The organism is Amycolatopsis sp. GA6-003, from assembly GCF_046267895.1.
In the GTDB taxonomy this organism is placed as follows: Bacteria; Actinomycetota; Actinomycetes; order Mycobacteriales; family Pseudonocardiaceae; genus Amycolatopsis.
Genome location: NZ_CP176499.1, coordinates 3,117,604 through 3,143,400, shown reverse-complemented (window position 1 = coordinate 3,143,400; position 25,797 = coordinate 3,117,604). Strand labels below are relative to the sequence as shown.

Here is a 25,797-nt window from a genome sequence, read left to right as displayed (position 1 = left end):
ACCGCCGGGCTAGCTGCGGGGAGCGGTCGCCGCGATCACCTTCACCGCGCGGTCGACGTCCGCCTCGGAGAGGTCCGCGCGGGCGGTGAGCCGCAGCCGGGAAACGCCGTCCGGCACGGCGGGCGGTCGGAAGCACCCGACCTGGATTCCTTGCTCCGCACAGGCTTCCGCCCACGCGGCGGCCGCTTGCGGCGACGGCGTCCGCACGGCGACGATGGCGGCTTCCGGGAGATCGACCGGCAGACCGGCGTTCTTCAGTCCCATCGCGAGGTTTCCGGCGTTCTCGACGACCTTTGACGGCAATTCCGGTTCGGATTTGAGCACCTGCAACGCAGTTAACGCGGCGGCAGCGCTGGCCGGCGCGAGCGCGGTGTCGAAGATGAAGCTGCGCGCGGTGTCCACGAGATGCCGGATCACGCGGCGCGGGCCCACGACGGCACCGCCTTGTGCGCCGAGGGCGTGGGAAAGCGTCAGCGTGGTGACGACGTCCGGTGCCGACGACAGACCGGCGGCATGCACCGCGCCCCGGCCGCCTTCGCCGAGGACGCCGAAACCGTGCGCGTCGTTGACGACCAGCGCGGCACTGTGCGCACGACAGATTTCGGCGAGTTCGCCCAGCGGCGCGAGTTCGCCGTCTGAGGAGAAAACCGAGTCCGTGACAACGATCGCCCGCGGTTTGCGGCGCGTGGCCAGCGCGTGCTTGATCGCCGACGGAGACGCGTGATCGACGGCCGCGATGTCCGCACGGGACAGTCGGCAGCCCTCGACCAGCGAGGTGTGGACGTATTTGTCGGTGACGATTGCCGATTCGGACCCGGACAGGGCTGTTACCGCGCCGAGGTTGGCGGTGAATCCGGAGGAGAACACCAGCGCCGCCTGAGCTCCGCAGAACCGGGCAAGCTCGTGTTCGAGCTCCGCGTGGAGTTCGGTCGACCCGGTGAGCAGCCGCGATCCGGTAGCCCCGGCCCCCCAGCGCAACGCGGCAGCGGCGGCTGCTCCGGCGACGCGCTTGTCGCGGGCGAGGCCGAGGTAGTCGTTGCCCGCGAGGTCGAGCAGAGAATGCTGCACGGGCCGCGGGTTCATCCGGCGGGAGAGACCGGCTTCCGCACGCCGCTGGCCTTCGGTTTCAAGCCAGTCGAAGACGTTCTCAGGCAGCAGCGGCGGAGTGTCAGTCACCAAGGCAGTGTCGCATCCGGCGGGGTGACGTGTTTGCGGCCCCCGCCTCGAGAAGTGCGGGAAGCGGGGCGGGGCAACGGAAACCCGGGTGGGGTGGTGACTTTGGGCCTGGTTGGGGGTGAGTGGCGGGTTCGGGGGCGGTCGTTGTGCCGGGGTGTGCGGCTTTCGGGCGGTCGGCTTGGCGGAGGTGGTCCAGTGGGGGATTTGCCTGCTCAGCGGCAGCCGTTGTGCCAGAGGGCGAGCCTCCTGTTCGTCGGCGGTCGCTGTGGTGGAGTGACTTTCGGGGCGGGGCCGAGGGCTGGAGTGCTGTTCAGTGACGACTGCTGCGTCGGGACGCGGCTTTCGGAGGTGAGGGCTGCAGTAGGCAAGACTCCCGCTCAGCGACCGCCGCTGCGTTGGCGAGCGGAGGAGACTGCTGCTCGATGACGGCTCGTCTGCCGGAGGCGTGAACTGATGGCGGCGCGAGGCCCCTGCTCGGTGACGGCTCTGCCGGGTGTGGGCTGATGATGGTGCGAGATCCCTGCTGAGTGACGGCTCGTCTGCCGGGGTGTGGGCTGGCGGCGGCACGAGGCCCCGCTCGGTGATGGCTGCTCTGTCTGGGGTGTGGGCTGGGGACTCCGCTCGGCGACGGCCCCGGTGCCGACGAGCGGCTTCAGGGTCCGGTGACCGTCGCGGGCCGATGGTGAGCCCGGGCTTGTCCGTTGTGGTGTGCGGCGCAGCGGGCGAAACATGTCCGGAAACGGAGAACGGCCCCGCCGAAGCGGGGCCGTTCTTCAGGAATCACTCAGGCGTCGTGTCCGCGGCGCGGGCCGCGGCTCGGGCGCTGAGGGCGACCGGAGCCGCTGCCGAAGCGCGACTGCTGGCGGCTTCGGCTGTAACCGCCACCGCCGCGGTTCTCGCGGGAGCCGTAACCACCTTCGCGTGCGTAGCCGCCTTCGCGACCGCCCTCACGTGAGTAGCCGCCCTCGCGACCGCCTTCACGCGAGAAGCCGCCCTCGCGTGCGTAGCCGCCTTCGCGGGGGCTGCGGCCCTCGTACGAGCCGCGGTTGTAACCACCCTCGCGGGGAGCGCGGTCATCTCGCGAGCCGTAGCCGCCGCGGCTGCCTTCGCGCGAACCGCGGTAGCCGCCGCCTTCGCGCGGGCCTCGGAAGCTTCCGCGGTCGCCGCCGAAGCCGCGGCCGCCCGAGCGGCGCGGGGATTCCCGGCGACGCTCCACCACCGGCTCGCCGCTCGGCTCGCGGGCGCCGGTGATGCGGGACAGTTCCTCGTCCCCGGTGCGGATCATCGTGGTCTCGGCGCGCACGCCGGCCCGGTCGGTCATCCGGCGGACGGTGCGCCGCTGGTCGTGCGTCACCAGGGTGACGACGATGCCGGACGCGCCCGCCCGGGCGGTGCGGCCCGCGCGGTGCAGGTAGTCCTTGTGGTCCGCGGCCGGGTCGACGTGCAGCACCAGGGAGATGTTGTCCACGTGGATGCCGCGCGCGGCGACGTCGGTGGCGACCAGCACCGCCGCGTGGCCTTCCTTGAAGTCGGCGAGGACGCGGTTGCGCTGGCCCTGGGTCTTGCCGCCGTGCAGGGCCACCGCGTGCACGCCGCTCTCGCGCAGCCGCTCGGTGAGCCGGTCGACGTGGTGCTTGGTGCGGACGAACATGATCGTGCGGCCCTCGCGGGCGCCGATCCGGGTGATGATGTCCTGCTTGTCCGCGTGCGAGACCTGGAACAGGTGGTGGTCCATCGTGGTGACGCTCGCGGTCGACGGCGCGACCGAGTGCGTGACCGGGTCGGCCAGGTACTGCCGGACCAGCTTGTCGACGTCGCCGTCGAGCGTCGCGGAGAACAGCAGCCGCTGCCCGCCGGGCGGGGTCAGGTCCATGATCTCGCGGACCTGCGGCATGAAGCCCATGTCGGCCATCTGGTCGGCCTCGTCGAGCGCGATGAAGTTGCAGTCGCCGAGCGAGGCGGTGCCCTGGCGGACGTGGTCCGACAGCCGTCCCGGGGTGGCGATCAGCAGGTCGACGCCTCGGGCGAGCGATTCCGCCTGGCGGCCGAACGACATGCCGCCGACCGCGGTGCGGCACCACAGGCCGAGGGACTTGGCGAGCGGGGTCAGCGAGTCGGCCACCTGCATGGCCAGTTCGCGGGTCGGCACCAGCACGAGCGCGCGGGGGCGCTTCGGGCGGGCCTTGCCGCCGTCGAGCCGGGCCAGGATGGCCAGGCCGAAGGCCAGCGTCTTGCCGGACCCGGTCTGGGCGCGGCCCAGCACGTCGCGGCCGGCCAGCGCGTCCGGGATGGTCGCGGACTGGATCGGGAACGGCGCGTCGATGCCCGCCTCGGACAGCGCCCGCAGCAGCGGCTCGGGCAGGCCCAGCTGGGCGAAGGTCTTCACGGCGGGGGTTTCCACCGTGTCGTCGTGGAGAACGTCTCCACCGGCAGGCCGGTGCCGCGGCTTGCGCTCGGGGCGGCCCGCGCGGGAGCGGGCGGACTGGCCGGAGTCGTACGTGATGGTCACAAATGCCTCTCGGACGTGGCACGTCGCAAGGAGGCCCGGGCTGCCCGCGCGCAGGCAGGGCAAGATGGTGTGGCGATGGGCGTTCACAGGGACGGACCCGGTGCGCCGAGCCATGGCGTGACGCACCGACGGAAATTGCTTCGGATGGCCGCGAGTCCTTCTGCGGACTGTGGAGGCGACGGACACCAACTCATCCACGCCGCCGTTGCGGTCTTGACACACTCTACCTGAGAGAGCGCGGTTGCCCCGCACCCAGGTGCGCGGTTGTGGGCGGGGTCGCAGGTGTGGCCTGCCGCACAGCCGCGGCCCCGCCCCCGCGCTCAGCCGAGACCGGCCGCGGTTTCCAGTTCCCGCACCAGGTCATCGGTGTCGGTGACCTGTTCGGACAGTCCGCGGCTGTGGAACCAGCCGGCGAGGTTCGCGACGTCGCGGGCCAGGAATTCCCGGCCGCGCGGGTTCGCGATCACGTCGACCGCCTGGGGCAGGTCGATCACCATCAGGTGGCCTTCGTGCACCAGGAGGTTGTACGCGGACAGGTCGCCGTGCGCGAGTCCTTGTCCCGCCAGGAGTTCCAGTGCTGACACCGCCTGCCCCCACAAATCGGCCAGCTCGTCCGGTTCGGGACGCAGCTGCGCCAGCCGGGGCGCGGCGGTGCCGTCGGGTTCGCCGAGGAATTCCAGCAGGATCTCGGTGCCGTGCCGCTGCACCGGATACGGCACCGGCGCCCCGATCGTCCACAAGCGACTGAGGACGGCGAACTCCGCCACCGCCCACTGTTCGGCGATCAGGTTGCGGCCGAACGAGGTCCGCCCGGCCATCGCGCGCATCTCGCGGGAGCGGCGCATCCGCCTGCCCTCGAGATAACCCGCGTCGCGGTGGAACAGCTTGTGCTCGTCTGAGCGGTATCGCTTGGCTGCCAGCAGAACTCCTTCTTCTCCGGGAAGGTTGCGGCGCAGCAGATGCACGTCCGCTTCCTTGCCGGTCTTGAGCACGCCGAGATCGGTGTCGACCGCGGCGAGTTCGGTGACCACCCAGTCGGGCCGAGGATGCGGACCTTGGTCGGCGTCGCCCCAGGTGGTCCAGCGGTCGGCGCCGTCGGGCAGTTCGGTTTCGGTGTAGGCGTCCTCGCGAACCTGGGCGAGACGGACGCGCTCGGCTTCGGTAAGCCGCCCCCGGCGGGTCGGGGCGGGCATGTCGTCGTAACGGGGGCGACGGCGCATCCGGCGGTCGGAGTAGTCGGAGGCGTCGGAAAATTCGTCGAAATCGTGCTCGCGCACTGGTGGGTTCTCCTAGATCAGGGTGCCCACCGGGCGAGCGCGTGCTCTAGCCGAGGCGGGCGGGCGGAAGAGGGCAGGACAGCGCCCGGACAATCTCCACGACGCACCTCCCTTGCTTCCGGCAGCCGACGGCTTCCCGCCGGACGGCGACTACCTTGCCGCTCGTTGTGGACTCGCGCAACTGATTTATTTCGCTCCTTCCCGCTGCGGGGGTGTGGGGTTTCTGGTGGTGGCTCGGTGGACGCGGGGTTCTGGTCGGGGAGGGCTTGGTTTGGCGGTTGGAGGACTGAGCTGGGGCATGTGGTGTCTCCCGTCGGGTGGGTGTGGTGTCGAGGGGGTCTTGTCGGGGTTTGTGCGGCGTGCTTGCGTGGTCGGGTGGGTGGAGGGGCTTGGCTCGTGGGTTGGACCGTGGCTGTGCGGCGTGTGAGTGCGGGGTCGGTGGGCGTCTAGTTGGGCTGTGTCCTGTCTCCCGTTGTGTAGGCGCGGTGTCCGGGGGCGTGGCGTGCGGGATGTGCTTGCGTGGTCGGGTAGGTGGAGGGCCTTGGCTCGTGGGTTGGGCCGTGGCTGTCCTGTGCGTGAGGGCGGTGTCGCGGGGCTTCTCGTCCGCCGTTGCCGTGGCTTGTCCGGACGGTCGCGTCGTTGTCCGGGCTGGCGAGGCGGTGTGTTGGGCCGCGGAGCTGGGTTATGTGGTGTCTCCGATCATGGGGGCGTGGTGTCGACGGGGTTCTGGCTGCGGTTTGCGGGACGTCCCTGAGCGGCCACGCGGGCTGGGTGGGCGAGGGGCCGTGGCTCGTGGGTGGGGCCGTGGCTGTCCTGCGGGCGAGTGCGGCGTCGTGGGGCTTGTGGCCCGTCGTTGCCGGGACTTGTCCGCGCGGTTGCGCCGTCCGGGCGGGCGAGAGGGGTGGTTTGGCGGCCCGCTCGTTCAGGCGAGTTATTTCGCGCCTGCCCAGCGGGCGAGTGCGGTGTCGAGGAGTTTCTGGTCGTCGGCTCCCGAACTTGCCCACGCGATTACGCCGTCTGGGCGGACCAGGAGGCTTGGCTCGTCGGCTGGGTCGGCGACGTAGGCGAGGCGGTCGGCCAAGTCGGGGGTTGCGAAGCGGCCGTCGGGGGAGCGGTCGATGAGTACGAAACGGCCGTCGTGGGCGTGGTCGGCCAGGCGGGTGCCGGAGGTCAGTTCTTCGTCTCCGGCGAGCGAGCCGACTGGTTCGGCGGCGTTGTCGGCGACGTCGTAGTGCTGCAGGATTCCGGACGACAGCGCCACGATCCGGTTCATCGCGGCCGGGACCTTGAGCAGTTCGCCGCCGACGATTTTGCGTAGTTGTTCGGTGCGTTCGTCGCCGCGCAGGAGAGCGACTTGGGCGCGGGTCCAGTCGAGTACTGCTGCGCCGATGGGGCGGCGTTCGGTTTCGTAGCTGTCGAGCAGTCCTGCCGGGGCCCAGCCTTGGACGGTCGCGGCGAGCTTCCAGCCTAGGTTCGCTGCGTCGCCGAGGCCGAGGTTCAAGCCTTGTCCGCCTAGCGGGGAGTGGACATGTGCCGCGTCGCCGGCCAGGAAGACGCGGCCGTGCCGGTAGTGCCGAGCCTGGCGGGCGTTGTCGGTGAACCGCGTTGCCCGGCCGTGGATTCCGGTGATGGTCACCGGGACTCCGGTGACGTCGCGGACGGCCTCCTGCAGCTCTTCGACCGACACCGGGACGTCTCGGTCTTCCGGCGGCTGCCGGAAGCGGCTGAGGAAGATGCGGCCGGGGACCGGGCCGTATGCGTAGACGCCGCGCGGTGTCCAGGTCCAGCCGGGGCGCAGGCCGCTCGCGTCTTCGAAGTCGGCGATCGCCTGGTAGCCGGTCATTTCCGGGTCTGTGCCGACGAACTCGATGCCGAGCTGCTTGCGGATGGCGCTCCGCCCTCCGTCGGCCGCGACGAGCCAGGACGCGGTGAGCTCGCCCGCGCTTGTTTGCGCCGTCACGGACTTGTCGGCGGGCTGCACGCCGTGTACTTCGACGCCGCGCCGGAGGTCGACGCCGAGCTTGGCGCAGTGTTCGCCGAGGATCTGCTCGACGGCCTGCTGCGGCACTCCGAGCCCGCCCGACACCGCTCGGTGCGCGGCGAGCACGGGGTCGCTCTGGTCGATCAGGTCGTTGTCGAACAGGAAACCGGCGAAGTGCCCGGCGGCCAGGAACCGGCGGCCACCTCGGGTGGCGGCCTCGACCGTCGGGCCGAATGTGCCGACCGACGCGAGGAATCGCCGCTGCGCCGCCTCCGCCGCGGGCAGCAGGCCGCGCCGGTCGAACAGTTCGGCGCTGGCGACGTTGACCGACCCGGCCTTCACCGTCGGATCCGGCTCCGGCAGCCGGTCCAGCACCGTCACCGCCACCCCGCGCAGCGCCAGCTCCCCAGCGAGGAACAGTCCGGTGGGCCCGGCCCCCGCGACGATCACCTCAGTCCGCTCCATGTTGTGCTCCCCTTTACTCTGTGCCGGACGGCTTAACCAAGTGTGCTTACCGGGTAAGCTTACCAGGTAAAGGTGACACGGAAGGGTGGATCATGCCCAATCGCGGCGATCGAGGCGGGGCGAAGACGCGGGCGCGGATCGCCGAGGTCGCGACCGGGCTGTTCCTGGAGCGCGGGTTCGACGAGGTCACGATCGCCGAGGTCGCCGCCGCGGCCGGGGTGTCCAAGGTGACCGTGTTCTCGCACTTCGAGCGCAAGGAGGACCTGCTCCTGGACCGCCTGCCGGAGGCGATCGGGCTGGTGCGGTCGGCGGTTCGCGAACGGACTGGCGGCGTGGTGGACGCGTTGCGGCAGCTCGCGCTGACGATGCTGGAAGAGGGTCACGTGCTGTCCGGCGTCGCCGGCGACATCGAGCCGCTGATGCGGACGGTCGCGGAGTCGCCCGCGCTGATCGCGCGGCTGCGGGCGTTCGGGTACGAGATGGAAGCCGAGCTGGCTGCCGAGCTCGCCGCGGACGAGCGGTTCTCCGGGGACGCGCCGCTGGTCGCCGCACTGGTGGTGGCGGCTTACCGGACGGTGGCGGTGGAGACGATCCGGCGGCGGCTGGAAGGGGAGGACCTGACTGAGCTGGCGGAGTCGCATCGGGAGCGGTTGATGCGGGCGTTCGACGCGGTGGAGCGCTTGGTCGGCGGGTGAGGCGGACCGCGGCGTCCGGGTGATTTGCCTGGAGCGCGTTCGAGCGAGAGAAGCCTGGCGGGGCCTTCTCGGAAGCCATCAGCCCGGGAAGGTCGGCTGGAAGTCATAGCGGCCGTCGAAGATCCAGAGGGTCTGGGAAGGGGCGACGCTGGAACGCCGGTGCCCAGCGCCGCCTCGAGGTCAGCGGTTGACGAACGCGAGGTGTGCCGCGTCGTAGCGGGCTCCGGCGAAGTTCTCCGGCGCGGCCACCTCCTCGATCGCGGCGAGATCGTCGGTGGTGAGGGTTATGGTCAGGGCCGCGAGATTTTCCTCCAGATACTGCTTCCGTCGCGTGCCTGGGATCGGCACCACGTCCTCGCCGCGCGCCTGCACCCACGCCAGCGCCAGCTGTCCGGTCGTGACCCCCTTCGCGGCGGCCAGTTCCTCGAGTTTCGCCACGATCGCGAGGTTCCGGTCGAGGTTGCCCTCGGCGAACCGGGGCTGGTAGCGCCGCACGTCGTTGTCCGCCATCGTTTCGGTGGTGCGGTAGCGGCCGGTCAGGAAGCCGCGGCCGAGCGGGGAGAACGGGACGATGCCGATGCCGAGTTCGCGGCAGGCCGGCGCGATTTCCGCCTCCAGGTCGCGGGTCCACAGCGACCATTCGCTCTGCAAGGCCGCGATCGGGTGCACCGCGTGCGCGCGCCGGATGGTCTGCGCGCTCGCTTCGGAAAGCCCGAGGTGCCGGACTTTCCCTGCCCGCACCAGTTCTGCCATCGCGCCGACGGTTTCCTCGATCGGCACGTCCGGGTCGACGCGGTGCAGGTAGTACAGGTCGATGTGGTCGATGCCGAGCCGCCGCAGCGAGGCGTCGCAGGCCTGGCGCACGTAGGCGGCGTCGCCCCGGACCTGCGTCGGCTCGCCGAGTCGGTTGGCGATACCGAATTTCGTGGCCAGCACGACCTCGTCGCGGCGGTCGGCGATCGCGCGGCCGATCAGTTCCTCGTTGTGGCCGGAGCCGTAGAAGTCGGAGGTGTCCAGGAAATTCACCCCGAGGTCGATCGCGTGGCGCAGCGTTTCGATCGACTGCGCGTCGTCGGCCGCGCCGTAGCCGTGGCTCATTCCCATGCAGCCCAAGCCTTGCGCGGAAACCGTCAGTCCGCCGAGATTCCGGGTCGGGACGTCGGTCATGGTCGCTCCTTCTGCGCTGGATGCTGTCCCGGGCGACGCTAAGACCTGGAGCGCGCTCCGGGTCAAGCATTAGGCTCGCGGCGGTGGACTACGACGCGGTGATCGTGGGCGGCGGGCACAACGGACTCGTCGCGGCTGCCTATCTGGCCCAGGCCGGACGGTCGGTGCTGGTGCTGGAACGGCGTGCGGAGATCGGCGGGGCGGCGGTGTCGTTCCGCGCTTTTCCCGGCGTGGACGTCCGGCTCTCGCGCTATTCGTACCTGGTCAGCCTGCTGCCGAAGCGGATCGCGGCCGAGCTGGGGCTGGACGTCCGGCTGCGGAGGCGGCGGATGTCGTCCTACACTCCGGCCGGCGACACGGGTCTCCTTGTCGACACGGGGGACGGCGAGCGGACCGGTGCGTCGTTCCGCGCGGTCACTGGGTCCACAAAGGACTATGCGGCGTGGCAACGGTTTTACGCCTCGGCGGCACGGGTGGCGGAGGTGACCTTCGCTTCGCTGACCGAGCCGTTGCCGACTCGCGCCGAGCTGCGGCAACGGATCGGCGACGATGAGGCGTGGGCGACGTTCTTCGAGCGCCCGGCCGGGGAAACGCTGCGCGAGCTGTTCGACGACGACGTCGTGCGCGGGGTGGTGCTCACGGATGCGTTGATCGGCACTTTCGCTTCCGCGGACGACGAGCAGCTCCGGCAGAACCGTTGCCTGCTCTACCACCTCATCGGCAACGGCACGGGCGACTGGGACGTTCCGGTCGGCGGGATGGGCGCGGTCACCGATGCGCTCGCCGACGTCGCCCGTCGCGCTGGAGCGGTGCTGGTCACCGGCGCGGAGGTGCTTTCGGTGACGCCGGATGGCGAAGTTCGTTACCGCCAAGGGGATACGGAACGCGTGGCGGTCGGCGGGCGGGTGCTGGCGAATGTCGCGCCGCGCACGCTCGCCCGGTTGCTCGGTGAAGAACCTGCGGAGTCGCCAGAAGGCGCGCAGCTGAAGGTGAACATGGTGCTGCGTCGGCTGCCTCGGTTACGGGACCGGGCGGTCGATCCGCGCGACGCGTTCGGCGGGACCTTCCACGTCAACGAATCGTTTGCCCAGCTCGAAACTGCCTACCGGGAGGCCGCGGCGGGCCGGATCCCGTCGGTTCCGCCGTGCGAGATCTACTGTCATTCGCTGACTGATCCGTCGATTCTTGGCCCGGCCGAGCGGGCGGCGGGGGTGCAGACGCTGACGTTGTTCGGCTTGCACATGCCGGCGCGGCTGTTCGAAGCGGACAACGACGGGGCGCGGGCGGAGGCATTGCGGGCCACTCTGTCGTCGTTGGACAGCGTGCTCGCGGAGCCGATCGAGGACTGTCTGCTGGCGGATGGGGACGGGGAAGCCTGTATTGAAGCCAAGACGCCGTTGGATCTCGAGGCGGAGCTTGGGTTGCCGCGCGGGCATATTTTCCACCGGGACCTGTCTTGGCCGTATGGCGATGACGAGACGGCTGGGGGCTGGGGGGTTGAGACTGGGTACGAGAGGGTGTTGTTGTGCGGGGCTGGGGCGGTTCGCGGGGGCGGGGTTAGCGGGATTCCTGGGCGTAATGCGGCGATGGCGGTGCTTGGGCGGGGCTGAGTCTTCGGGCTGCTCGTCGCCTGGCGGCGACATTGCGGGCCGGGTGCGGCGGGGCACCCCGAAGCTTGATTGTGCTGACGGTCGGTGGGTGCTTGTCAAGGCGGGAAAGATGCCTTGACAAGCACCCACCGACCGCAGGGAGGCTTCGTATCGGGGTGCGGGGGAGGGGCTGGGTGCACCGATTGTTGGGTGCATCGGGGGCGGTTTCTCGGCCCCGGGGTGGAGTCGGTGTGTTCTGCGGCTGGCTGATCGGGTGGGATTTCCCTCGCCGTTGTGGTCAGTCGGTGAGGAGTTCCAGGGCGTGGTCGCCGGTGCGTTCTACGGTTAGGCCTGCTTTGGTGATTACCCGTACTAGCTGGTCCACAGTGGACGGTTCGCTTCTCGAGGTGGCTAGTACCGCGGCCAGCTTGCCTTTGTAGGCCTTGTTGAAGTGGCTCACTGTGGTGCGGTTGCCGTTGGCGTCTTCGGTGACTACCCGGACGGTGACTGCGTCGGAGCGGAGCTTCGCGAAAGCGGCGTACGTGCCGGAGCGGAGGTCGACTATCAGGCCTTCCACGTCGCGCAGTACTGGTTCCAGGACCGGCTTCCACAGGCCTCTCACGGTGCCCAGTGCGGGAACCGTGTTGCCGCCCGAGAGGCGGTAGGCGGGGATGGGGTCGGTTGCGGCTACGACGCCGAACAGCGACGACGTGACGGCAAGGCGCTGTTGTGCTTTGGCCAGTCCGGCGCGGGTGAAGCTCTTGACGTCGAGCGCGTCGTAGAGGACGCCGGTGTAGCGACGCAGCGCGGGCATCGTCGGGGAGGTCCAGAGCTGGGCGTTGCGGGAGACCTCGTCGGACTGGCGCTCGGAGATCCCCAGCGCGGCGAGGCTCGCCGGGACGTCGGCGGCGAGTTCCACGAGGGCGTCGGCCAATTTGGCGCGCACGGGGTTCAGCTCGGGGAACGACAGCGCGTCCAGGTCCAGCGGCGCGCCCTTGCCGCCGTCGGCCTTGGTTTCTGAAGGGGGGAGGAGCACCAGCACCCCCGGAGCGTAACCGCCGGGTAATCCAGGTGCGGCGGGCGTGTGCCGCTCCTTACTCTGGCCCGCATGGAACTCGCCTGGCGCCCGCTCACGCTCGCCGACGTCGGGGCGGTCGTCCGGCTCTGCACGGTCGCGGAGGAAGCCGACCGCACCGGGGAGCACTGGGACGAGGACGACGTGCGGCAGGAGATGTCCGGCCCGTCGGTCGACCTGCCCGGCGCGAGCGTCGGGGCCTGGGACGGTTCGCGGCTGGTCAGCTACGCCCTGGTCATCCCGCGCGACGCCGCCGAGCCGGTGCACCAGCCGCACGTGGCGTCGCTGACCGACCCGGAGTACCGGACCGACGAGGTCGCTTCGGTGTTGACCGAGTGGCTCGTGCGTACGGCCCGCAGTGTCCACGCTCAGCACTTCCCGGACGCGAAGCTCGAACTCCACGCGGGCGCGCACGAGAACGAGCGCTGGTACCTCTCGCTCCTCGAACGCGGCGGGTTCAAGCAGGAGCGCACCTTCGTGGAGATGCGCGCGGACCTGGCCTCGCTGCCACCGGCGCCGCCGCTTCCGGACGACCTTCCGCTGGCCGCCTGCGAGGAGCGCTACGACGCCTTGGTGCTCGACGCGCGCAACGCCGCGTTCTCCGGGCACTGGGGCAGCACCTGGCTCTCCGCCGACCAGTGGAAACACCGGTTCCGCGACAACAAGGACTTCCGGCCGGACCTGTCGTTCCTCCTCCTTTCGCCGGAACGCGACCGGGTGGTGGCGTTCGTGATGTCGTCGTTCTACGAAGCGGACGCGGCGGCGACCGGCGTGCGGGAGCTGCACGTCAACTACGTCGGCACCCTGGCGGAGGCTCGCGGCCGCGGCCTGGCGTCGGCGCTGCTGGCGCACACCCTCGAAGCCGGTCGCGCGGCTGGCTTCGAGCGGTCGTCGCTGTCGGTGGACATGGACAACACGCACCGCGCGCTCGCGGTCTACGAGCGGTGCGGGTACCGGACGGCCGAGCGCAGTTACGGGTACGTGTTGCCACTCAGCTGACCTCCGTCCGGATCGCTCGCTTCCCGATCGCCGCGCAGGTCGGCTTCGCCCGCGGACCGCGTTCGCCCGCGGCCCGGCTGGTGCGCAGGCCGCACAGGCCGGGCCAGCCGCGATCACCCGGACCGAAGCCGCCTCACCGCATCCTCAATGCGCCCCCTTCCCGGACACGCAGAACACGTTCCCCTCCGGATCCTCCAAAACCGTCCACTCCAGCCCGGGAGCCGAATGGTTCCCCAGCTCCGCCGCGCCCAGCTCCACGAGCCGCCGGACCTCCGCCTTCCGGTCGTCCGCTCCGAAGTCCACGTGGACGCGGTTCTTCCCGGCCCGAGGCTCCGGCACGCGCTGGAACCCCAGCCGCGGCCCGCCCGCGGCGGGGCTCTCCAGCATCACGAACTCGCCGTAGTCCGCCGCCACCGAAACGCCCAGCGCCGCCGTCCAGAACTCCGCCAGCCGCCGCGGCTCGGCGCAGTCGACGGTGATCATGCCCATCTCCAAACCCATGCCCGCACGCTAACCGCGACCACCGACAAAAACCGGGCCCGCCGATAACCCGCATGCGTCGAGGCCGGGGGGTTGACTACTCTGTGCGAAACGTCTAAGGCCCGCTCAGCGCAGGGAGTTCCCAGTGATCACCAGGATGTCGTCGTTGTTCCTCCGCACGCTGCGCGAGGATCCGGCGGACGCCGAAGTGCCCAGCCACCGGCTGCTGGTGCGCGCCGGCTACGTCCGCCGGGTCGCCCCGGGTGGTTACTCGTGGCTGCCGCTCGGCCTGCGGGTGCTGCGCCGCGTCGAGCAGGTCGTGCGCGAGGAGATGAACGCGATCGGCGCGCAGGAGATCCAGTTCCCCGCGCTGCTGCCCCGCGAACCCTACGAGGCCACCAACCGCTGGACCGAGTACGGCGACACCCTCTTCCGCCTCAAGGACCGCAAGGGAGCCGACTACCTCCTCGGCCCGACCCACGAGGAGCTGTTCGCGCTCACCGTGAAGGGCGAGTACAGCTCCTACAAGGACTTCCCGGTCACGCTGTACCAAATCCAGACCAAGTACCGCGACGAGGCGCGCCCCCGCGCGGGCATCCTGCGCGGCCGCGAGTTCGTCATGAAGGACTCCTACTCCTTCGACCTCGACGACGAGGGCCTCGCGCGCTCCTACCAGGCCCACCGCGACGCCTACATCAAGCTGTTCGACCGCCTCGGCATCGAATACGTGATCGTGACCGCCACGTCCGGCGCGATGGGCGGTTCGGCGTCCGAGGAGTTCCTCGCGGTCGCGGAGAACGGCGAGGACACCTTCGTCCGCAGCACCGAATCGGGCTTCGCGGCGAACGTCGAGGCCGTGGTCACGCCCGCGCCCGCCGCCCGTCCGATCGAGGGGCTGCCCGAGGCGCAGGTCCACCACACCCCGAACACGCCGACCATCGAGACGCTCGTCGCGTTCTTCAACGCCGCCGGGCTCGGCCGCGAGTTCACCGCGGCGGACACGCTGAAGAACGTGCTGGTCAAGACGCGTCAGCCGGGTGCCAAGGAGTGGGAGCTGCTCGGCATCGGCGTCCCGGGCGACCGCGAGGTGGACTTCAAGCGCCTCGAAGCGGCGCTCGAACCCGCCGAGGTGGAGCTGCTCGAGGAAGCCGACTTCGCGAAGAACCCGTTCCTCGTCAAGGGCTACATCGGCCCGAAGGCGTTGCAGGAGAACGGGGTCCGCTACCTCGTCGACCCGCGCGTGGTCGAGGGCACGGCCTGGCTGACCGGCGCCGACCAGCGCGACCACCACGTGCTCGACCTGGTCGTCGGCCGCGACTTCACCCCGGACGGCACCATCGAGGCCGCCGAGGTCCGCGAGGGCGACGCCTCGCCGGACGGGCACGGCACGCTCGTCGCCGCGCGCGGCATCGAGATCGGGCACATCTTCCAGCTCGGCCGCAAGTACACCGACGCCTTCGAGGTCGACGCGCTCGGCCCGGACTCCAAGCCGGTCCGGATCACCATGGGCTCCTACGGCGTCGGCGTCTCCCGGCTGGTCGCGGTGCTCGCCGAGCAGAACCACGACGAGCACGGCCTGGTGTGGCCGCGCGAGGTGTCGCCGTTCGACGTGCACGTGGTCATCGCGGGCAAGGACGAGACGGTGCGCGAGGGCGCGGAGAAGCTGGCCGCCGAACTCGACGCCGCCGGTCTCGAAATCATCCTCGACGACCGCAAGGCGACCCCGGGCGTGAAGTTCGCCGACGCGGAGCTGGTCGGCGTCCCGACGATCCTCGTCGTCGGCCGCGGCCTGGCGAACGGGCTGGTCGAGGTCAAGGACCGGCGCACCGGCGAACGCGAGGAAATCGCCGTCGACTCGGTGGTCGACCACCTCGCGAAGCTCGTCCGCGGCTGAAGCAGGTGGGCTGGTTCGGCCGCAAAAGCCGCGCCGACGGCGGGTATCAGGACAACGCCGCGCTGAGCGGTTTCGGCGGGTACGAGCCGTCCGACGCGCCGAAGTCCCCGAGCGCCGGGTCCGGGAAAACCGACCCGGCGCCGGGGCCGTCCGAACCAGCCCCGCAGCCGCCGAGACGATCCTCTGCTCAGCGCAAGGTCAACCTCCGCCTGGTGAAGGCGGTTCCGCTCGTCCTTCTGATCGGGGCGTTCGGCTACAACGTCCTCGCCGGCAAGAGCCACCATCCCGCCAGCACGGACCACGCTCCGCACACCTACCAGCCGGAACCGCGCGTTGTCGTGCCGCCGGTGGTCCCGGGATGGCAGTCAGTGGCGGGCAAGGACGGCAGCTACGCCTACGACGTGCCACCGTCCTGGGAGCCCGCGCCGACCACGCTGCACGGCTGGGACCCCGCCCCCGGATCGCCTGGGCTCACCCTGGCCACCAGCGCGTTCCTCGGCAAGCACAGCTGCAAGGAAGACGCGGTCGGCCAGATCGGCGGCGCGGGTTTCACCACCGAGAAGACCGCTGACGCCGCCGAAGCCGCTCGCAAGGCCGTCACCGATCTGGCCATCAGCGCGTACACCGGCGAAGGCGCTCCGCCCGCGAAGGTGACGCCTGGTGCGCCGGAGAAGAACGACAGCGGCGAGGGCATGCTGGTCCTCGCCGAGGTGACTCCGAGCAACGCGCCGTGCCAGCCGAAGAGCGTGCTGGCCGGGGCACTAGCGCTCAAAGCTGGCGACAAATCGGCCGTGCTGGTCGCGTACTCCGAACAAGGCCGCCCGGGTTCCGCGTCCCGGGACGACCTCGTCCGTATTCTGCGCAGTTACCGCGCGGTCCCGGCCTCGGACCGGTCCACGACCACGCCGCCGCCGGCCACGCGCTGACGCCGCAGAGCCAGCTTCGCGAAGTCCATCAGCCCGGCGTTCGGCAGATACGCGCGGCCGAGCGCGATCCCGATCCGCGGCAGATCGGCTTCATCGCGGTAAGCGAGGTACAGCGGTTCGTGCCGCGGCTGGAACTTCGCCTTGAACGCGTGCAGGGAACGGAATCCGTAGTACGGCTCCATCATCGACCCCAGCGCGTCCAGCATCCGGTCGACCATCTGCCGCGGCGTGCTGTCGTTGCTGCGGACCAGCGGCGCGCCCGAGAGCGACACGAACTTCGCGCCCTCCTCGCGGAACGCCAGGCAGGTCGAGGCGATCAGGAATTCCATCACCGGCCGGAATCCGTGCGCACGGCGGCGCATCACGTCGAGCGTCCAGCCGCCGACCTCGCCGTCGCCGGTGTGCACTGGCAGCCACGACGTCACGCCGTGCACCGTGCCGTCCGCGTCGACCGCGAGACCGACCCGCGTCGCCGGGTCCATCGCCTGGTCCACGCCGCCCAGCGTGAAGCCCATTTCCGGCAGGCCCTTGTCGCAGATCCATTCCTCGGACAGCGCCCGCACCTGTTCGCGGATCGACCACGGCTGTTCGGCGAGCCGCACCAGCCGGAACTCGATCCCGTCCTTCTTGGCGCGGTTCAGCGCGGTTCGCACGTCCTGCCAGGCCTTGCCGCGGAACTCGAGGTTTTCCAGGTCCACCAACGTGTCCTCGGCGACCTGCACGTGCTGCCAGCCCAGTTTCTCGGTCTGCGCGGCGGTCGCCGCGGTCGCGGAGAACACGCACGGCACGAGCCCGGTGTTCTCGCACATCGCGGCGAACTCCCGCAGCGTGCGGTCGCTCGTCCCGTCCGGCGCGACCGGGTCGCCGAGCGCCACCGCGACACCGGCGTGCCGCTGGTAGGCCAGGTACGACGCGCCGTCGGAGGCGACGAAGTAGGTGTTCTGCGGCCACGTCGTCATCCACGAGATGGTGCTGCCGCCGTTGCGGCCCAGCAGAAGCCGCGCGAAGGCCGGGTCCGGTCCGCCGCGGAACAGCTTGCGCCGCCTGCGCCGCGACGGCACGCGGAACGCGCGGCGCGCGGAGATCAGCAGCACCAGCTCGACCCCCCACAAGAGATTGTCCACGATGAACAGCGGCGGGTTGCTGAGGTCGTACTCCTCCCGGACGGCCTGGGTGATAGCGACGACCCCGGCCAGCACCGCCATCTGCGACGCGGCGAGCACGCACAGCGTGATCGCGCACCGCCAGGCGAACCGCGAACCGCGGCGCAGCCCGTTGAGGATCGGCACCGCGATGATGCACAGCGGAAGAAGTTCGTTGCCGGACAACGAGATCGAGTCCGAGGAGCCGAACGGGCCGTCGCCGGGAACCAGCCACATCACCACTTCGGCGACGACCAGCAGCACCAGTCCGGCCGACGCGAGCAGCCGCCATTCGCGCAGCGACGGCTTGTTGGCGTTGCGCGCGGCGGGTCCGGCGAGCCGGCGGCCCAGCGGCAGCGCGAGGACGAGCGCGAAGAAATGCACGAGATCGGCGAGCGTGCCGACATAGACGATCGCTACCCCGGCGTATACGCACAGCGCGGCTCGCAGCCGCAGCCGCCACGGCGTGCGCAGGGTCGCGCTGGTGATGGCGATCGCGGCGAGCGCGCCGCCGGAGAAACCGACGTCGAGCGTGCCGGCGATCCGGTCGGCCCAGGCCCAGCCGGAATTGCGGGAAAGCTCGAGGAACTGCACCGCGACGACCGTCGACACCACTTGCCCGCCGATCGTCACCGCCATCGCGCGCCGCGTGCCGAGATGCCATTCCGCGAATCCCGCCATCAGCGCGAAACTGCCCACCATCGGCAGGTAGAACCACGGGCGCAGCGCGTAGAACGGACCGGTGAACAGCGTCCACCAGCGGCCGTGCTCCAGCGACGGGAGCCCGTAGGCGTAGTAGTGGAAAGCGTGCTGGTGCTCGGCGGCGTGCCAGAGCGAGCCGGTCGCGACCCCCACGATCAGGATCGCGAGCACCACGGTCGTCGTGAACGGAAGCCGGTGCCACAACACCGCTAGGCGGCCGCGTGCCTCTCCGGCCGTGAGGCCGGTTCCCCCCTGTGCGATCGTCATGGGAGAAGTGTGGCGCGGCGATCTTAAGCGGTCATCGGCCGTCGGACCTACTTCTCCCCCTAAGGGACTGCTACCCCAGGGGGACCCGACCCTGGCCCCAAGACTGACCCGCCCTTCGGGTCAACGCTCTCACCAGCGTAAACGGGTTGGCATTCGGTCAATTCGAGGCGTATCCGACCCGGAACAGGGGTTGACAGCAGAACAGCCCGAACGAGTGATCCCAGCCGCTCGCCTCACGGCTCTCCGAGCACCGCCGCGCGGACGGCGGACAGGTCGGCGAGGTCCGGCAGAACCCGGTGCGCGCCGGAGCCCGTCAGCTGTTCGGCGGAAAACCGGCCGGTGGCAACGCCGATCGCCACCGCGCCGTAATCGAGCGCGGCCTCGATGTCATGGGGAGTATCGCCGAGAATGACTACGGATTCCGCGGGGAATTCGATTCCGTGCTTCGCTTCCGCGGCTTTGACGGCGTGCGGGACGAGATCCGAGCGGCGCGGCGAAAGCGAACCGTAGCCGCCGATCTCCAGATCGAGATGTGCGTCGAGACCGAGCGCGGCGAGTTTGTGCCGCGAAATTTCCGGCAGGTTCCCGGTGATGAGACTCTGCACGACCCCGTCGCGCCCGGCGAAATCGGCGAGCGCGGCCGCCGCGCCGTCGAGCGCCCGGCCTTGCACCGGCAGGCTCGCCCGGGCGCGTTCGACGGCCGCGATCAGCTCCCGCCACATCCGCTGGATGGTTTCCTCGTCCGGTTCGATGCCGTGCATCCTCAGCACGTCGGCGGTGATCGCGCGTTCGGTCCGGCCGCCGAAGTCCGGGTGCGTGCGGAACTCCGCGCCAGTCGCCGCGGCGAGCGCGGCTCCGTACCAGCCGATGCCCAGCCCGGTGTAGTCGACGAGCGTGTGGTCGATGTCCCAGAGCACCAGCCGGTGCGCGCGAATGGCGGTCACGCCAGCGATGCTACGGCCGGATCAGCCGGTGAGGTAGCTGAAGCGGACCCGGCGGACGGGGTTGTCGACGTTGGTGTCCACCAGGCACACCGACTGCCAGGTGCCGAGCAGCAGCACGCCGCCGAGCACCGGCACGGTCGCGTACGGCGGGAGGAACGCCGGGAGCACGTGGTCGCGGCCGTGCCCGCCGGTGCCGTGCTGGTGGCGCCAGCGGTCGTCGCGGGGGAGCAGGTCGTCGAGCGCGGCGAGGAGGTCGTCGTCGCTGCCCGCGCCGGTCTCCAGCACCGCGAGCCCGGCCGTCGCATGCGGAACCCACACGTGCAGCAGCCCGTCGGTGGCGTCGGCGTCGCGCAGGAACTTATCGGCTTCCCGGGTCAGGTTGTGCACGACCGCGGTGTTGCCGGTGCGCACCTCGATCTCGGTGGAGTACATACCGCCAGGGTAGGCGTCAGGAATCGAGATAGCGGAGTACGGCGAGCACCCGCCGGTTGTGCCCGTCCGACGGCGGCAGGCCCAGTTTGCCGAAGATGCTCGTCACGTACTTCTCGACCGAGCCCGCGGACAGGAACGCCTCCGCCGCGATCGCCGAGTTCGACCGTCCCTGTGCCATCAGCCCGAGGATCTCGCGTTCGCGCGGCGTCAGCTCGGCGAGCGGACCGGCCTGGCCGGTGGTCGCGAAGAGCTGGCGGACGACTTCCGGATCGAGCACCGTCTCCCCGGCGGCGACGCGTTCGAGCGCGGTGAGAAAGTCCGACACCTCGGCGACGCGGTCCTTCAGCAGGTACCCGACCGCGCCCGCTTCGCCGGCGAGGAGTTGCTTGGCGTAATTGGTCTCGACGTACTGCGAGAAGACCAGGATCGCGCAGCCGCGGCGTTCGGCACGGAGGTCGATTGCCGCGCGCAGGCCTTCGTCGGTGTGCGTCGGCGGCATCCGGATGTCCACAATGGACACGTCGGGCTGGTGCTCGCGGACGGCACCGCGCAGGTCGTCGGCGTTCTTCACTGCGGCGACCACCTCGTGGCCGCGCAGGCCCAGCAGTTCGACTAGGCCTTGGCGCAGGATGGCCGAATCCTCCGCGATCACGATCCGCACGATTTCCCCCTCCTTTCGCCGAGTTTAGCGGGGCAGCGGGAGCGTGGCGGTGACGACGGTCGGGCCGCCGTCCGGGCTCGACACGGTCAGTTCGCCGTCGGCCGGACGCAGTCGTTCGGCGATTCCGGCCAGTCCGCCGCCGGGGATGATCGCGGCGCCGCCCGGGCCGTGGTCGAGCACGGTCAGTCGCAGTACGGCTTCGCGGTCTTCGACCAGGACGGTGCACCGTCCGGTGCCGTGTTTGGACGCGTTGGTCATGAGTTCGGCGGCGGCGAAGTAGACGATCGTTTCCAGCGACGGTGGCGGGCGGCGGCTGAGTTCCACGGTGACTGTCGCGGAGAAGTCGGCTGAGCTGGCCAAAGTGGACAGTGCGAGGCCGAGTCCCTTGTCCAGTGCCGCGGGGTGGATGCCGCGGGCCAGGTCGCGGAGTTCGGTGAGGGCTTGTTTGGCGTTGCTGTGGGCGGCGTCGACCAGGGTGCGGATCTGGTCGAGGTCGACGCTGTCGGTGGCGAGTTCTTCCTTCGCCAGGCCCAGTTTCATGGCCATGGCGACCAGTTGGGCTTGGGCGCCGTCGTGGAGGTCGCGCTCGATTCTGCGGAGCTGCTCCGCCGCGTCGTCGAGTGCGGTGGCTCGGGTTTCTTCCAGGAAGCGGACTCGTTCGCGGAGGCCGGGGTCGGCTGCGAGGGTGCGGAGGAGCAGGCGGTCCGCGGAGGCGATCAGGTGGATGACGGCGGGCCAGGCGGCGAGGATCAGGATGCCGGAGATGCACCAGACGAGGCTGCCGATCCAGTTGTCGCTCTGGATGTTGAAGACCGGCAGGCCGTGGCCTGGCCTGGTCTCGAGGAGCCAGGTCAGCGGGTAGGTGAAGGAGGCGAGGCCGTAGAAGCCGAGGGCGCCGGCGCCGAGCAGGGCCAGGAGGGCGGCGGGGAGGCGGACCAGGAGGTAGGCGACTGAGCGCCAGGCGGCGCGGTCGCCTAGGCGGGCGGTCAGCCAGTTCCAGAGGCCGGGTTTCAGGTCTGGTTTCGGCGGGGGCGGGAGGGGGAGGTCGAGGAGTTTCGCGGCCAGGCGGCGGTGGAGGGCGCCGAAGAGTTTCGCGAGGCGGAGGACGGTGGTGAGGATGCCGATGCCTAGGAGGAGGGGGGTCAGGGCTAGGCCTAGGGCGGTTCCGGCTAGGAGGATTATTACGGAGAGTAAGGGGAGGAGGCCGGTGGTGGCCAGCCAGGTGGCTTCGGCGAGGGATTGGCGCGCGGTGGCTGGCCAGAGGTGGCGGAGGGTCATTCGGTGACCTTGGGGGTGGTGGGGGTGGGTCACCTGGGTGAGTTTGCCTTGGGTTTGGGGGCGGGGGTATGGGGGTGGCTGGGGGTGTGGGGTGGGGGTAGCCCCCGGCTCGTCGCCCTGGCGGCGACATTGCCGGTTGGTGGTTGCGTGGGGCACCCCGATTTTTCATTGTGCTGACGGTTCGGGGGTGCTTGTCAAGGCGGGAAAGATGCCTTGACAAGCACCCCCGAACCGCAGGGCGGCTTTGTATCGGGGGCGGGGGAGGGCTGGGTGCCTCGCTGTTTGGGTGCAGAGGCTGCGGTTTTATGGCTGGGGCTAGCGCCCCAGCGTGGCGGTGGGTGCGTTAGATGCACGAATGCCACATCCGGTGCGTGGGAGGCACCGGATGTGGCATTGGGGGCATTGCCGCGGCAGGCCAGTGAGGGAAACCTTCAGGAACTCTGAGTTCCCTAGGGTTCACGGACCTGCCGAGTGGGCTGCGGAGTCAGTCCGCCTTGGTGGGTTGGTCCAGGCGGGCTTCGTCTTCTTGGGCGCGTTGGGCTGCTTCGCGCATTTCGATCAGGTCCGTGAACCAGTCGCCCGTTTCGCGGGCTATGTCGCGGACTGCGCCGGTGATGATGGTGGCTATGTTGCCGATGTGGGTGGCTGCTGACTCCGTCAGCTCCTGCACGGTGTCCTTGCCACTTTCGAATGGGCCGACCATGGGCTTCCTCAGGCTGCTCGGAGTTGCCGTTCCGGGTCCACGGTAGCGGGCTGGGCCGGTTTTCCGGGGAGGGCCAGCCGCACGATTTTCTTCGCTACCGACCACAGTTGCTTGTGCAGGGGGCCGGTGTTGTACGGCAGGCCGTAGCGTTCGCAGATTTCCCGCACCTCTCCGGCGATCTGCGGGTAGCGGCGCGCGGGCAGGTCCGGGAACAGGTGGTGCTCGATCTGGTGCGACAGGTTCCCCGACAGAATGTGGAACAGCGGGCCGCCGGTGATGTTCGCCGAGCCCAGGATTTGGCGCAGGTACCACTGGCCGCGCGTTTCGTTTTCGGTCTCTTCCTCGGTGAAGCTCTCGACGTCCGCCGGGAAGTGGCCGCAGAAGATGATCGCGAACGCCCACAGGTTGCGGACCAGGTTGGCGCTCGCGTTGCCCAGGAACGTCAGCGGCGCCAGCGGGCCGGTGAGCAGCGGGAACAGGACGTAGTCCTTGCCGATCTGGCGCGAGGCCTTGCGGACGATCCGGCGCAGCACCGGCACGTTTTCCGCCCACGTCCGCTCGCCCTTCACGACCCGTTCGACCTCCAGGTCGTGCAGCATCACGCCCCACTGGAACAGCAGCGCGAGCAGCGTCGCGTACACCGGGTTGCCCAGGTAGTACGGATGCCACTTCTGCGCCGGGTCCATCCGGAGGATTCCGTAGCCGACGTCGCGGTCCTTGTCGACGATGTTCGTGTACGTGTGGTGGATGTAGTTGTGCGAATGCCGCCAGTTCTCCGCCGGCGCGACGGTGTCCCATTCGAACCGCTGCGAGCTCAGCTCCGGGATGCGCGTCCAGTCGTACTGGCCGTGCATCACGTTGTGGCCGATCTCCATGTTGTCCAGGATTTTCGCCGCCGACAGCGCCGCGACGCCGGCCAGCCACGCGGGCGGCAGGAAGCCGGCGAACAGCAGGCCCCGGCCGGTCACCTCCAGCGCGCGCTGGGTTTTGATGATCTTGCGGATGTACTCGAGATCCTCCTCGCCGAGGTCGTCGACGATCCGCTGGCGCAGCGCGTCGAGTTCGCGGCCGAATTCCTCGACCTGGGCGGGGGTCAGGCGGTCCTGCAAACCGGTCATGATGTTTCCTCCGGTGGTCAGGCGTCGATTTCGACGTCCCCGACAGGGACGCTGACGCAGAGCTGGATTTCTTCGTTCTCCTCGCCGGAGACCTCGCCGGTGCGGGCGTTGCGGACGCGTCCGGCGGTTTTGAGCTGCGTGCAGGAGAAGCAGATGCCCATCCGGCACCCGTGCTCCGGCGTCAGGCCCGCGTCCTCGGCCTGTTCGAGCAGCGGCTTGCCGGAGTTGTCGCACTCCCGGCCGCTGCGGGCGAACCGCACCCGGCCCTCGGCCGCCTCCGCGGCGAAGGTCAGCGGCGCCGCGGTGAATTCTTCGGTGTGCAGTTGTGCACTCAACCCTTCGGTTTCGAAGAGTTCGCGGGCGGCGGCCATCAGCGGAGCCGGGCCGCACAGGTACGTCTCGGCCTCGCGGAACCACGGCGCGGCCTTCTCCAGGTGCTCGACGCAGAACAGGCCGTGCAGGTCGCCGCCGCGGCGGGCGTGGGTGTGCGCGTGGACCACGCGGAAACCCGGGTGCCGGGCGGCGAGTTCGGCCAGTTCCTCCCGGTAGAGCGCGTCCTCGGGGGTGTTCGAGTAGTGCAGGAACACGATCTCGCCGGGGTGCCCCTCGGCGACGAGCGTCCGCGCCATCGAGAGCACCGGCGTGATGCCGCTGCCGCCGCTCATCAGCACGATCCGGTCCGGGCGCGGCGACGGCAGCGTGAACTCGCCGTCCGCGGGCGAAAGCCCGACCACCGCGCCGACGGCGGTGTCCTGCAGATGCCGCGACACCAGGCCCTTCGGATCGGCTTTCACGGTGAACTCCAGGTCGCCGCTGCCCTGCGCGCCGCACGGCGAGTAGCAGCGGGTCCGGCGCACGCCGTCGATCTCCACCTGCATCCGCACGTACTGCCCGGCGCGGAAGCCCTGCCACGCCCGGCTCGGCCGCACGGTGAAGGTCACGGTGTCCGGCGTCTGATGCCGCACGGCGGTGACGCGGCCGCGGATCTCGCGCCGCACCAGCATCGGGTCGACCAGTTCGAGGTACCGGTCCGCGCCGTGCGGGGTGAGCAGCGCCTCGGCGAGCGAGACGAGCCCGCGCACGCGGCGCGGGAGCAGTGCGGTCATCACCCCTCCAGAAGTTTGAGTGCACAGTCGTACACTGACTAGTGTGGGGGCAAGGCCCCGGGGCCTGTCAACGCGGAAGCGAGGTGATGTGACGTGGGCCATGCGGCGATCGCCAGTACGCTGCTCGACGTGTCTGCAGCCGAGGAGCCGGCCGGCCCGGTGAGCCGGCAGGAGCGCAAACAGCGCACCCGTCAGGCGCTGCTCGACGCGGCGCTCGACCTGCTCGCCGACCGGAGTTTCGCCAGCCTTTCGCTGCGCGAGGTCGCGAAGGGCGCGGGCATCGTGCCGACGGCGTTCTACCGGCATTTCTCGTCGATGGAGGAACTGGGCGTCGCGCTGGTCGAGGAGACCACGCGCACGCTGCGCGGCCTCCTTCGCGGCGCGCGCACCGAGCAGAGCGGCTACGGCGGGATGATCCGGGCTTCGGTGCGCACGCTGCACCGGCACGTCCGCGAGCACGAGGACCACTTCCGGTTCGTCACGCGCGAGCGCTACGCCGGTGCGGGCGCGGTGTCGCGGGCGATCGCGGTCGAGATGCGGATGTTCTCCAGCGACCTCGCGCTGGACCTGGCGCGCTTCGATCCGTTGCGCACCTGGCCGACCGAGGACCTGCACCTGCTGGCCGACCTCATCGTCACCGCGATGCTCGGCACGGTCGCCGAACTGCTGGAAATCCGCCCCGGCGACACCGCCGCCGACGAGCGGACGTTGGCCGCGGCGGAAAAACGGCTCCGAATGATCCTGCTCGGGGTGCCGCACTGGCAGCCTTAGCGCCATGGCTTTCCTGCACCTGACCGCGATCATCGTCGACGACTACGACGAGGCGATCGAGTTCTTCACCCGCGCGCTGGGCTTCGACCTGGTCGAGGACTCGCCGTCGCTCACCAACGACGGCCGCCCCAAGCGGTGGGTGGTCGTCCGCCCGCCGGGCGGCGAAACCGGGATCCTGCTGGCTCGAGCCGACGGGGAGCGGCAGTCCCGCGCGGTCGGCGAACAGCACGCCGGCCGCGTCGGGTTTTTCCTTCGGGTGGACGACTTCGACGCCAGTCACCGGCGGATGCGCGCCGCCGGGGTGGAGTTCCTCGGCGAACCGCGGACCGAACCGTACGGCCAGGTCGTCGTGTTCCGGGACGTCGCGGGCAACCGCTGGGACCTGCTCGGCCCGGCCGCGTCCTGAGCCTGCTCTACGATCCCGGGGTCCAGCTGATCGT

General features: G+C 70.2%; 22 protein-coding genes. 7 read left to right on the top strand and 15 right to left on the bottom strand.

What is annotated here, in order from left to right; all coding sequences use genetic code 11:
• Positions 1-9: 9 nt before the first annotated feature.
• From F9C12_RS13675 to F9C12_RS13660, 4 genes are all read right to left on the bottom strand, one after another.
• Positions 10-1,176, bottom strand: a complete 1,167-nt coding sequence (locus F9C12_RS13675) for an 8-amino-7-oxononanoate synthase (protein WP_409466114.1) — start codon at positions 1,174-1,176, stop codon at positions 10-12.
• 784 nt (positions 1,177-1,960) lie between these two features.
• Positions 1,961-3,685 (bottom strand): DEAD/DEAH box helicase, encoded by a 1,725-nt coding sequence (locus F9C12_RS13670; protein WP_409466113.1) that lies wholly within the window; start codon positions 3,683-3,685, stop codon positions 1,961-1,963.
• 320 nt (positions 3,686-4,005) lie between these two features.
• Positions 4,006-4,962, bottom strand: coding sequence for a serine protein kinase RIO (locus F9C12_RS13665; RefSeq protein ID WP_409466112.1), 957 nt, complete (start codon positions 4,960-4,962; stop codon positions 4,006-4,008).
• Between the two features lie 931 nt (positions 4,963-5,893).
• Positions 5,894-7,408 carry an FAD-dependent monooxygenase gene (locus tag F9C12_RS13660; RefSeq protein WP_409466111.1) on the bottom strand — a complete coding sequence of 505 codons (1,515 nt, stop codon included), beginning with the start codon at positions 7,406-7,408 and terminating at the stop codon, positions 5,894-5,896.
• A gap of 92 nt (positions 7,409-7,500) precedes the next feature.
• Here F9C12_RS13660 and F9C12_RS13655 point away from each other — a divergent pair, with 92 nt between their 5' ends.
• Positions 7,501-8,103: a TetR/AcrR family transcriptional regulator gene (locus tag F9C12_RS13655; protein WP_409466110.1), complete on the top strand. Its 603-nt coding sequence runs from the start codon at positions 7,501-7,503 to the stop codon at positions 8,101-8,103.
• Between the two features lie 180 nt (positions 8,104-8,283).
• On the opposite strand, the gene F9C12_RS13650 is transcribed toward F9C12_RS13655, so the two are convergent.
• Positions 8,284-9,270 (bottom strand): aldo/keto reductase, encoded by a 987-nt coding sequence (locus F9C12_RS13650; RefSeq protein ID WP_409182343.1) that lies wholly within the window; start codon positions 9,268-9,270, stop codon positions 8,284-8,286.
• A gap of 83 nt (positions 9,271-9,353) precedes the next feature.
• Here F9C12_RS13650 and F9C12_RS13645 point away from each other — a divergent pair, with 83 nt between their 5' ends.
• Positions 9,354-10,880 carry a phytoene desaturase family protein gene (locus F9C12_RS13645; RefSeq protein ID WP_409466109.1) on the top strand — a complete coding sequence of 509 codons (1,527 nt, stop codon included), beginning with the start codon at positions 9,354-9,356 and terminating at the stop codon, positions 10,878-10,880.
• 277 nt (positions 10,881-11,157) lie between these two features.
• Here the strand turns inward: F9C12_RS13645 and yaaA are convergent, their stop codons facing one another.
• Positions 11,158-11,901 (bottom strand): peroxide stress protein YaaA, encoded by a 744-nt coding sequence (gene yaaA, locus F9C12_RS13640; protein WP_409466108.1) that lies wholly within the window; start codon positions 11,899-11,901, stop codon positions 11,158-11,160.
• A gap of 66 nt (positions 11,902-11,967) precedes the next feature.
• On the opposite strand from yaaA, the gene F9C12_RS13635 reads away from it, so the two are divergent.
• On the top strand, positions 11,968-12,933 hold the full coding sequence (locus F9C12_RS13635; RefSeq protein WP_409466107.1) for a GNAT family N-acetyltransferase: 966 nt from the start codon (positions 11,968-11,970) through the stop codon (positions 12,931-12,933).
• A 144-nt stretch (positions 12,934-13,077) separates the two neighbouring features.
• Here the strand turns inward: F9C12_RS13635 and F9C12_RS13630 are convergent, their stop codons facing one another.
• Positions 13,078-13,434 (bottom strand): VOC family protein, encoded by a 357-nt coding sequence (locus tag F9C12_RS13630; RefSeq protein WP_409182339.1) that lies wholly within the window; start codon positions 13,432-13,434, stop codon positions 13,078-13,080.
• Positions 13,435-13,558: 124 nt separating this feature from the next.
• Between F9C12_RS13630 and F9C12_RS13625 the strand changes: the two genes are divergently transcribed.
• Together F9C12_RS13625 and F9C12_RS13620 are read left to right on the top strand one after the other, a co-directional pair.
• Entirely contained in the window at positions 13,559-15,307 is a 1,749-nt protein-coding gene (locus tag F9C12_RS13625; RefSeq protein WP_409466106.1) for a proline--tRNA ligase, read from the top strand.
• 5 nt (positions 15,308-15,312) lie between these two features.
• Positions 15,313-16,233, top strand: a complete 921-nt coding sequence (locus F9C12_RS13620; protein ID WP_409466105.1) for a hypothetical protein — start codon at positions 15,313-15,315, stop codon at positions 16,231-16,233.
• Here F9C12_RS13620 and F9C12_RS13615 read toward each other — a convergent pair.
• The 8 genes from F9C12_RS13615 to F9C12_RS13580 form a co-directional block, all read right to left on the bottom strand.
• Positions 16,173-18,344 carry a bifunctional lysylphosphatidylglycerol flippase/synthetase MprF gene (locus tag F9C12_RS13615; RefSeq protein ID WP_409182336.1) on the bottom strand — a complete coding sequence of 724 codons (2,172 nt, stop codon included), beginning with the start codon at positions 18,342-18,344 and terminating at the stop codon, positions 16,173-16,175. The genes F9C12_RS13620 and F9C12_RS13615 overlap by 61 nt on opposite strands.
• A 233-nt stretch (positions 18,345-18,577) precedes the next feature.
• Complete coding sequence (locus tag F9C12_RS13610; RefSeq protein ID WP_409467007.1) at positions 18,578-19,279, bottom strand: HAD family hydrolase; 702 nt, start codon at positions 19,277-19,279, stop codon at positions 18,578-18,580.
• A 30-nt stretch (positions 19,280-19,309) separates the two neighbouring features.
• Positions 19,310-19,720: a YjbQ family protein gene (locus F9C12_RS13605; RefSeq protein WP_409466104.1), complete on the bottom strand. Its 411-nt coding sequence runs from the start codon at positions 19,718-19,720 to the stop codon at positions 19,310-19,312.
• Positions 19,721-19,736: 16 nt separating this feature from the next.
• Positions 19,737-20,381 carry a response regulator gene (locus tag F9C12_RS13600; RefSeq protein WP_409466103.1) on the bottom strand — a complete coding sequence of 215 codons (645 nt, stop codon included), beginning with the start codon at positions 20,379-20,381 and terminating at the stop codon, positions 19,737-19,739.
• 24 nt (positions 20,382-20,405) lie between these two features.
• Positions 20,406-21,659, bottom strand: a complete 1,254-nt coding sequence (locus tag F9C12_RS13595) for a sensor histidine kinase (protein WP_409466102.1) — start codon at positions 21,657-21,659, stop codon at positions 20,406-20,408.
• A 484-nt stretch (positions 21,660-22,143) separates the two neighbouring features.
• Positions 22,144-22,362, bottom strand: coding sequence for a hypothetical protein (locus F9C12_RS13590; protein WP_409466101.1), 219 nt, complete (start codon positions 22,360-22,362; stop codon positions 22,144-22,146).
• 8 nt (positions 22,363-22,370) lie between these two features.
• A complete protein-coding gene (locus F9C12_RS13585; protein ID WP_409466100.1) occupies positions 22,371-23,480 on the bottom strand; it encodes a fatty acid desaturase family protein in 1,110 nt (369 codons plus the stop codon).
• Between the two features lie 17 nt (positions 23,481-23,497).
• Positions 23,498-24,586, bottom strand: coding sequence for a ferredoxin reductase (locus F9C12_RS13580; RefSeq protein WP_409466099.1), 1,089 nt, complete (start codon positions 24,584-24,586; stop codon positions 23,498-23,500).
• Positions 24,587-24,679: 93 nt separating this feature from the next.
• Here F9C12_RS13580 and F9C12_RS13575 point away from each other — a divergent pair, with 93 nt between their 5' ends.
• Positions 24,680-25,357 carry a TetR family transcriptional regulator gene (locus tag F9C12_RS13575; RefSeq protein WP_409182329.1) on the top strand — a complete coding sequence of 226 codons (678 nt, stop codon included), beginning with the start codon at positions 24,680-24,682 and terminating at the stop codon, positions 25,355-25,357.
• 4 nt (positions 25,358-25,361) lie between these two features.
• Complete coding sequence (locus F9C12_RS13570) at positions 25,362-25,763, top strand: VOC family protein (protein ID WP_409466098.1); 402 nt, start codon at positions 25,362-25,364, stop codon at positions 25,761-25,763.
• Positions 25,764-25,797: the final 34 nt, after the last annotated feature.